This is a genomic window from candidate division KSB1 bacterium (assembly GCA_022566355.1).
Lineage (GTDB): Bacteria > Zhuqueibacterota > JdFR-76 > JdFR-76 > DREG01 > JADFJB01.
Map to the genome: position 1 here is coordinate 1 of JADFJB010000158.1, position 8,981 is coordinate 8,981.

Genomic DNA, 8,981 nt, shown 5'->3' on the forward strand with positions numbered 1-8,981 from the left:
GTAGAGAAGATTAACCTTCTCGCGATACTTAATAAGTTTTTTTTGGTCATCAGTTGAATCACAATTTAATGAACATTTACAACAGTAGGATAATACACATTTTTTTACCATTCAAGTACACCTTTACGGGTGCACTTTCATTATGCCAATAACCAATAGTGAATAAAAAATGATAAAATAATCTCATCATTAAGCTAAAGGCCAACAGCTAAAAGCCAAGGCCCAGACTGGCTAACTTAAAGCAAAACCCTTATATTGAACGCACATTAAATTAGATTTCCAAAAACATTCAGGATTACAAATTTCCCGAAGATATCGGTGTAACCTTTTTGCTTAAGTTTAGTCTACAATATTAAATTTGCAAAAACAGAAAGGCAACGATTGAATCCAATTTCAGATACACAGCTTATGTTTGCTGTTAAAGAAGGTCAAATCGATAAATTGGGACTCTTATTTGAAAGGCATCATGTCGTGTTATTTAATTTTTTCTTAAAACTTACAGGGAATCGTGAATTGAGTGATGACCTTGTACAGGAGGTTTTCCTCAGGATTTTGAAATATCGAAACAGTTTTCGTGGTGACAGCAAATTTACCTCCTGGATGTACCAAATCGCAAGAAATGCACGAGTCGATTACTACCGGAAACGCAAGTTAGAGGTTTTGCCGGATGAAGATGTCCGGGAGCCAGTCAGCCAGGATCCTATTGCAACGGAAGAATTGGAAACCAGTCAGGAGGCTGCTATGGTTCGTAAAGCGCTGGACAAGCTGCCATTTAAAAAAAGAGAAGTATTGGTCCTAAGCCGCTTTCAAAATTTAAAATATGAAGAGATTTCAAAAATATTGAATTGCCCGGTATCTACCATAAAGGTGTTGGTTCATCGGGCTATTAAAGATTTAAGGGGTATTTTTTATGAATTATCCGGAGAGAGAATATGATGAATTGTAAACGAATTGAAGAATATTTACCGGATTTCATCATCGGAGATTTAGACGAGACCATCTTATCTGAAATCCAGGAGCATCTTAACACGTGCGATTCGTGTTCAAAGGAGGTTCTGAGCGCTCAGAAAGTCTGGATGAAACTCGGGACGCTGCCAGACGAACAACCCGGTGAAGCAACGCGCGAGCGCTTTTATACCATGCTGTCTGCTTACCAGGAAGGTTTATCGCAATCACAACAAGCGCCAAGAGTTCGGGATGTTATCAATAGCTGGATCGAACGCTGGTGGCCAAAAAATCCTGCTATTCAAATCGGCTTCTCAATGGCACTATTGCTCCTGGGCATATTTGTCGGAAGCCGGTTTGAACCTGAACAGACCGGGAATATTCAATTGACGGCATTGCAGGAAGAGGTACGCACGCAGAGTCAACTGACGGCATTGCAGGAGGACGTACGCTCGATGAGACAACTGGTCAGCCTTGCTTTGTTAAATCAAGAGTCGCCAAGCGAGCGCCTCAAAGGCGTCAGTTTTACAACGAAAGTTGAAAGACCGGATCAGGAAATCCTGACCGCCTTGTTGAATACTTTAAATAATGATCCCAATGTCAATGTACGATTAGCGGCTATTCAATCCTTATTCCTGTTTTCCAACAATCCTGAAGTAAAATCAGGCCTGATTCAATCCCTGGCGGTGCAGAAATCACCCTTGATCCAATTTGAATTGATAGAACTTTTGGTGAAGAAGGGCGCAACACAAGCGATAGAAACATTAAAACAAATCTCCGAAAATGATAGTGTCAACGTAGCTGTTCGCGAGCGGGCGAAATTAGGGATAGAACAATTAATCTAAAGGAGTACTCATGAATTTTAAAAGAATCATACTGACCATTTTTCTAGTTGTCTTCAGCATTGCAAACCTGGCGGCAACGGATACCAAAAGAGAAATCATCAGGAAAACATTAAAGTTTAGCGGTAGTGGCCCCCGTGAGCTTGTTGTTGATAATGTTAACGGATCGATCGAGATCGTCGGGTATAATGGCAATGATGTCCAACTCGTTGCAAAGTACACAATAAAAGCCCGTTCGGATCGCAAGATGAAACGAGCACAAGAGGAAGTCACTCTGGATATCAGTGATGATGACAATACCATTTCCTTGTATGTTGATGGACCCTTTCGCCGCGCAGATGGCTCTATCAACTATAAAGGCTGGCGGCATTACGGTTATGAAGTTACCTATGATTTTGAAATCAAAGTTCCCCACAAAACGGATCTGTTTTTAAAGACGATCAACGATGGTGAGATCACCGTTACCAATGTAACCGGAAATTATGAAGTGGATAACATCAATGGCGGCATCGAAATGGAAAAAATCAACGGAGCCGGTCATGTGTACGCCCTGAATGGAAGTGTCAGGGTTACGTTCACGAAAAATCCCCAAAAGGATTCCTATTTTGGCTCTCTGAACGGCAATGTAGATGTTACTTTTCAGCCTGGCTTCTCCGCCGATTTACACATTAAGACTTTTAACGGCCAGGCTTATTCGGATTTTCCTTTCACTTATTTACCCACTATTTTACCGAAGCCGGTACGAAAGAAAAATGGCAAGTATGTGTACAAGAGTAATCGTGGCGCTAATGTGAGGGTAGGAAAGGGTGGACCCAAAATTGAATTGGATGGTTTTAACGGCAACATTTATATTTATGAAAATAAAGACTAGAAAGGGTAGAAAAATGAAAAAGAATTGGATGACAACTTTAATATTCCTTGCTGCTGCATTTATGGCATGGCCCGGGTTTGCCCAGGAGCAGGTTAGTGAAAAGTTCACTATCGAATTTAGCGATCCATCGAAGCCGGGATACTTGAAAGTTAGCTTAACCTATGGTGGAATTACAATTCGTGGTTATGATGGCGATGAAGTGATCATAGAAACCATATATCGCAATAATAATAAAAATTCTCGTAGAAAAAAATCGAAAGGGATGTATTTAATTCCTAATACGAGCATGGGCTTTACTATCGAGGAAGAAGATAACAGGATGAAAATTTCCGGTCATGGCAATTCAAGATCGGACCTGGTCATCGATGTTCCTGTGAATACTTCCCTGCGAATTTCAACAGTCAACGGCGGAGATATTGTGGTGGAAAATATCGAAGGTGAAATTGAAGCAAACAATACCAATGGCGGCATCAGGATCATGGATGTTTCCGGTACCGTGATTGCGAACACGACCAATGGCAATGTAATCGTATCCTTTGTGAATGTAAAACCGAATAAGGCGATGTCCTTTATTTCTTTCAATGGCAAAGTGGATGTTACTTTCCCGTCAAATGTAAAAGCTGACTTAAGATTAAAAACCCAAAACGGCAATATTTACAGTGATTTTGAAATCGAGGTCAAACGCACCATTCGTAGAATTGAAGAAAGTCCTCGCAGAAAAGGCGGTAAGTATAAAGTAAGATTGGAAGGCGATATGGTTGGCAAGTTAAACGGCGGCGGTCCGGAAATGCATTTTTCCACATATAATGGCAATATTTATATCAGGAAGAATTAGTATAGTAATAATTGTAGTAATTCCCCTCCTTTTTTAAGGAGGGGTTAGGGGTGGTTTGTGACAAAAATTCAGTTAGAGAACTACCAAACTGTCATCCCCGAATGCTTTTATCGGGGATCTTTTTATTAATGAACCAAAGAAATAACTTGACATTCGCTGACATATATATGTATTTACCTCATATTTCAAAATAAGTAAAGTAAGGTGTCCAAAATGCTACACAAAATTTATCATGTCAAATCGTTTGAAATTGTTGCTCCATATACCTTACGAATAGACTTTAATGATTTAACTACTCAAACAATAAACTTCGAAGCTATTCTCAAAGGTGAGCTCTATGGACCATTAAGAGATCTATCCCTATTCAACCAGGTGAAGCTAGATCCGGAATTTGAAACTTTAGTGTGGCCAAATGGTGCGGATTTTGATCCGGAGACTCTTCATAACTGGCCAGACTATGAATCAGCCCTTAGAGAACGTGCAAAACAATGGTCTGCTTCAGTAATCTAGAGCTTTTTATTTTTTATTTTGTTTTAATCTTGTTCATCCTGTTAATCCGGTCTAATTTTTTATCGGGGGTCTACTTGCAAATGCTCACCTACTTCTCCAACCGCTCGATGAGAAAGAGAATCTCCGCCGCATCAGCGAAATAGAGGGCTGGATCATCGGCCAGGACCGGGTCCCGGGAGCCATCGAGAATAGTGACTACAGCCTGTATCAATTGCTTGCGTGAATCTGTTACCTTCGGATCATTAGCAAGTTGTTTGAATAGCGGTTCGATTTCATCTTCCTTTTGTTGAGAGATAAGGCCCAATACCTGCTCCACCAGTTTCCCGTTACCTCGCTGCGCATAACCCCCCTGCTGCCGGTAGAGGCCCGAGGTAGGCGGCCCGGGCCTGCCGCCATGCCGCCCGGGCGGCCCCGTGGTCCCCGGCCACTACTTCTATGTCGTGTAAAATACTTAAGGTTTTCCACGGTTCGGCCGCATGACCAAATTGGCGGTCACACTCAATCGCCCGCATGATTTCCGGCCGGGCTTCGTCGTATTGTTTGAGCCTATAAAGGTGTCGGCGATGTTGTTGCGGTCAAGGCCTTCATTTTTCAAATCGCCCAACGAGGCATCAATATCAGCTGGTTGCCGGTAAAAGATCACCGCCTCTTCCGGGCCGATTCATATTTGTGTAATGCGCCAACTGGTTTTGGAAGGGAGATTTCGAGAAACTGAAATGCACGAGATCTAATCGGATGGTGGAAGTTTTTTATCAAAATCCGGAAGCAAGTAGATTTAGGAAAGAAAGCGGATACTGCAGTTGCTATCCCTATTTTAGCTATTAACCTGGATAATTCATGAATCATGTTTTTAAGCTTAAAACTTCCAATTATGTCATCCCGTCGGGGACGGGATCTATTTCCATACATATGAAAAAGCAGAATGTTAAGCATGAAAATAGGGTGAAATGATCTTTTCTTGGATAACAATTATAAGGTTTATGAATAGGTCAGGTTAATCTTATTAAGATGAATCAGTCTTTCCTTTTAATATCTACTAAGCGGACTTCCAAAACGGTCCCGTAATGGCAAGTGTTAGTCCGGCTCGCTGCATATTTATGAAAAGAGTTGTTCCGTCCGGGGAAAAGCAAACACCTGCAAATTCAGTATGTTTATGATGATTAGCGAACGTGTAAAACTGTCCCTGCGGCGTGATGCCGACCAATCTGACTTCATCGCCGCTGCGGTCTTCACAAACGATTATGTCGCCCCAAGGGGCGATGGTCAAATTGTCGGCGTTCTTAATCAGCTCGGAATCATTCGACTCAATAAATAGTTCGAGAATACCGGATTCATAACCTTCTTCCCCGCCTTCAACAGAACCGGGAATGTAGCGCCATATTTGGCCCATTTTTTCTTCCCACCACTGGTACAGGCAAAGTAAACACCGTCTTCGCCACGCCACATACCTTCACCGCGCGCAAACAGCGCCGCCCCCTTATCGTGGCCACGCTTACGGAGATCATCTTCCGGCGCTTCAACATCTTCCATATCGATCCATGCCACTTTCAGGCGTTCACGAACTTTAATCTGTTCATCACCCCAATTGCGGGTGTCTTTTCGTCCGTCTACAATTCTCAATGCTTGCAGTTTTCCTCCTTTGACAAATTTTCGGGGTTCATTTGGAATGAAACGATATATCAAACCATTGCCCCTGTCTTCCGTCTGGTAAACAATACCCGTTGCCGGATCGACAGCAATAGCTTCGTGGCGGAACCGCCCCATCGACTTTAAGGGAATAGGATCGGCTAACTGAATTTTTGCAGAGGCTGGCACTTCAAAATTAAAGCCGTGATATTTTTCGATAAGAATACCGTTTCTATTTTCCGGCACATCGTTGGTTTCCTCGCAGGTGATCCAGGATTTCCAGGGAGTGGGTTCACCGGCACAGTTGCGAACTGATCCGGCCAGACTCAGGTATTGGGTGACTATTGCCTGGTTATGAGTGTCATAAACAAAAGTGCTTGTGCCCCCGCAGGCTGGCGTCTTTCCTTTACCATCATCATACACTTTATTGGGGTCAATTTTATTAAATAACTCGTGCTTTTTTCCGTAGGTGCCTTTTCTGCCAGGGTTGATCTCGTGATTTCTAACCACAATCGTAAACTCGTTTGGTCCGGCAAAGGTAGCCATACCGTCTGGTATTGGCGGCACAAAATAACCGTCATCCATCATATCGCCTGGTTGAGAGATTATTTAGTAAGTAAACCCATTCGGCAAGTCAAGAATTCCATCAGGATCCGGTCTTAGTGGACCATAGCCATGTGCACGTAAACCTGGTTGTCCGATTGATTTTATGGGCGCACACGAAAACTTAGACAAACCAAGAAATCCCATCGAAACAGCACTACAGGTTTTCAGGAAATGTACATGGTATTCTCTTGGGATATTAAATTTTCAATCCTCTCTATAAAAAGAGACTTGGGATCATCAGTAGATTTGTATTCACTACTAAGTGATGAATAAAAATAGATTTCTTTTCTTAATGTTTCACAAATTGTTCGATAATTGATCCAGTGTTCTTGATAATTAAATGCTTTTAAAACTGTCGTTCCGATAGCCACAATGGCTGAGATAATAATAATGAACGATTTTGTTAAATCAAGTGCGACAAGTATTGGAGTCATGGTGGATGCTATGATGACAACTGCAGCCAAAACTTATATTTTTTCTGACTCGAAATTGATTTTTTATTGTACCAGGTTATTTGATCTTCGTATCTTCCTTTTGCATATATATCAAATTGTTCCTTATCCATAATTCTTTCCTTTTTATTTGCTTTAACTACGATAAATAGTTAAAGCTTAAAATAACTGTACATTCCATATCAGTGAATGCAAGGTTCTCCTTATATTCATTTCCCTCCAACACCTACTCCACTTTCAGCTTCTTCAACATATCCACCGCATTGGTGTTATCAGGATTCAACTCCACAGATTTCTGGTAATTTTTGATGGCCAATTCCAGTTTTCCTGCTTTCATGTAGGCTTCTCCTAAACTGTCGTAGACGTTATAAGCTTCGGGATAAACTTCTACATTTAATTTGAAGATTGTGATTGCAATATCAAAACTGTTATTTTGCAGATAATGGTAGCCAAGCGTGTTCAATTCACGTTCAGCAAAATTATATTTGTCAATTTCTTCAACTTTCAAATGATGATATTGATGGATTGCCCGGTCAAGACCTTCATTTCGAAGGGTCTTTGCAAGAATACCGGCAATTGAAATTTTTGGGATGGTATACTCACGGTCATGAAGGATATTCAGAATCTCCTGCCTGATGCTGTTGAGATATGAACTGGAGTGATTTGTCAAGATGATAAATGTATTGCGATCTTCAATTTCTCTATGGATATAGGTTCTGAATCCAACCCAACCGCCGGAGTGGCTCACTCTCTTTTTCCCTGCTTTCGTTTCCCCAATACCCCAGCCAAATCCATAGTTATGTGTGCTGTCATTATTGAGAGTAACCGGTTGAAAAGCTTCCTCCAATGTTGATCGGTTTACAAGTTTTTCTGTATACAAAGCCTGATCCCACTTGAATAAATCACCAATTGTAGAATAGATTCCACCATCACCGGCAATGCCATTGAGGTAATGATGATCATTGGGTGTTGTGCTACTGCCATCCAGGGCCAATCGGTACCCATAAACTCTGTCCTCCATTTGCTGATCTTTGATTGGGCTATAGACAAGTGTTCTTGTCATTTTTAATGGAGTAAAAACATGCAGCTTCAGAAAATTGTCAAACTCTTCCCCAGAAACCCTTTCCACAATAGATGCCAAAATGACATAGCCGGTATTGCTGTATTCCCAGCGATCTCCAGGTGCGAAATGAACAGTCGGTTTATGTTTAGCCAATAGTTCGATGGCGTCATTGTTCGCTGCCACCTTTTTTGCGGAGGAATTCTCTTGAGTTTTTTCCCAATGTTTATTAAACATAGTGACATAATCCGGCAATCCTGAAGTATGATTCAGCAGATTCCGAATCGTGATGAACCCATAAGGCAATTCCGGGATATGCTTCCTGATATCATCTTCATAGGTCAATTTATCTTCTTCTTTCAGCATCATAATCGCCATAGCTGTGAACTGCTTGGAAACGGATGCCAACCTGAATTGAGAATCCAAGCTGAGCTGCTCTTTTGTTTTGTAATTGGCTATTCCCAGGGCTTTTTGATAGATGATATTGCCATGTTCAGCAAGAAAAACAACGCCATTAAATTGACCGTTTTCGTAGCATGTGGTGATCAGGTTGTCAAGCTTTTGAGCTTTTGTTTGGGCGAAACAAGTTTGAGCTTTAACTACCAGTGTTAAAATGAGTAAAAGAAAACTTAAATATTTGCGAAATGAGTTGTGTCCATTCATGGTTTTCTCCGTATTTTATTTTTCTCTCATAGCAAAAACCGACTTTCTTTCGTGTTATGACAAACTGTTTTTCATTGATCTGCAATGTTTTTAATAGTCAAAATATTTGAAATTATTTAAAAAGTCGGTTTTTAATTAGGTTGCCACAATTCAACCTTGTCGCCATCGGGATCCATGAACCATCCGAAACGGCCATAGTCATAATTCTCAATCTCACCGACATTTTCCGCACCGCCTTCCTTTACTTGCTGTAAAGCATTTTCGAGATGATCCACAATCAAGTTAAACATAAATTCTTTAGATGAAGGAGAAAAATAGGAGGTTGAACTATCAAACGCACTCCAAACAGTGTAACCGTTCTCCGGCATTTTAGCCGGCGAAAACGAAACCCCTGGTCCTTCTTTATCCAGTCCAAGCCATTTGGCATACCACTGCCGTAATTTGCCCGGATTTTCTGATTTGAAAAAAACACCACCCACGCCTAAAACCTTTGCCATTTTACTCTCCTAAAAAAATAGTTACAAGAAGTAATTTTTCGAATTTATTGAATTAACTTGCATTATTCATGAAT

The 8,981-nt window shown here is 41.1% G+C and carries 9 protein-coding genes and 1 pseudogene; 5 read left to right on the plus strand and 5 right to left on the minus strand.

The annotated features are described in order from the left end of the window. Positions 1 to 381 precede the first annotated feature (381 nt). From IIC38_18855 to IIC38_18875, 5 genes are all read left to right on the plus strand, one after another. Entirely contained in the window at positions 382 to 936 is a 555-nt protein-coding gene (locus tag IIC38_18855; GenBank protein ID MCH8127986.1) for an RNA polymerase sigma factor, read from the plus strand. Next, entirely contained in the window at positions 933 to 1,790 is an 858-nt protein-coding gene (locus IIC38_18860) for a HEAT repeat domain-containing protein (protein ID MCH8127987.1), read from the plus strand. Before IIC38_18855 ends, IIC38_18860 begins: the two co-directional genes overlap by 4 nt. A 10-nt stretch (positions 1,791 to 1,800) precedes the next feature. Beyond that, on the plus strand, positions 1,801 to 2,658 hold the full coding sequence (locus tag IIC38_18865) for a hypothetical protein (protein MCH8127988.1): 858 nt from the start codon (positions 1,801 to 1,803) through the stop codon (positions 2,656 to 2,658). A 13-nt stretch (positions 2,659 to 2,671) separates the two neighbouring features. Further along, the gene (locus IIC38_18870) at positions 2,672 to 3,493 is read left to right on the plus strand and encodes a DUF4097 family beta strand repeat protein (protein ID MCH8127989.1); all 822 of its coding nucleotides are present in this window, start codon (positions 2,672 to 2,674) and stop codon (positions 3,491 to 3,493) included. A gap of 213 nt (positions 3,494 to 3,706) precedes the next feature. Next, a complete protein-coding gene (locus tag IIC38_18875; protein MCH8127990.1) occupies positions 3,707 to 4,003 on the plus strand; it encodes a DUF2442 domain-containing protein in 297 nt (98 codons plus the stop codon). 88 nt (positions 4,004 to 4,091) lie between these two features. On the opposite strand, the gene IIC38_18880 is transcribed toward IIC38_18875, so the two are convergent. The 5 genes and pseudogenes from IIC38_18880 to IIC38_18900 form a co-directional block, all read right to left on the minus strand. Continuing rightward, the gene (locus IIC38_18880) at positions 4,092 to 4,307 is read right to left on the minus strand and encodes a hypothetical protein (GenBank protein ID MCH8127991.1); all 216 of its coding nucleotides are present in this window, start codon (positions 4,305 to 4,307) and stop codon (positions 4,092 to 4,094) included. Between the two features lie 732 nt (positions 4,308 to 5,039). Beyond that, positions 5,040 to 6,379 (minus strand): annotated as a pseudogene (locus IIC38_18885) (DUF839 domain-containing protein). A gap of 20 nt (positions 6,380 to 6,399) precedes the next feature. Continuing rightward, positions 6,400 to 6,669: a DUF4231 domain-containing protein gene (locus tag IIC38_18890; protein ID MCH8127992.1), complete on the minus strand. Its 270-nt coding sequence runs from the start codon at positions 6,667 to 6,669 to the stop codon at positions 6,400 to 6,402. A 244-nt stretch (positions 6,670 to 6,913) separates the two neighbouring features. After that, positions 6,914 to 8,410 (minus strand): serine hydrolase, encoded by a 1,497-nt coding sequence (locus IIC38_18895; protein MCH8127993.1) that lies wholly within the window; start codon positions 8,408 to 8,410, stop codon positions 6,914 to 6,916. Positions 8,411 to 8,541: 131 nt separating this feature from the next. After that, positions 8,542 to 8,907 (minus strand): VOC family protein, encoded by a 366-nt coding sequence (locus IIC38_18900; protein MCH8127994.1) that lies wholly within the window; start codon positions 8,905 to 8,907, stop codon positions 8,542 to 8,544. Between the last annotated feature and the right edge of the window lie 74 nt (positions 8,908 to 8,981).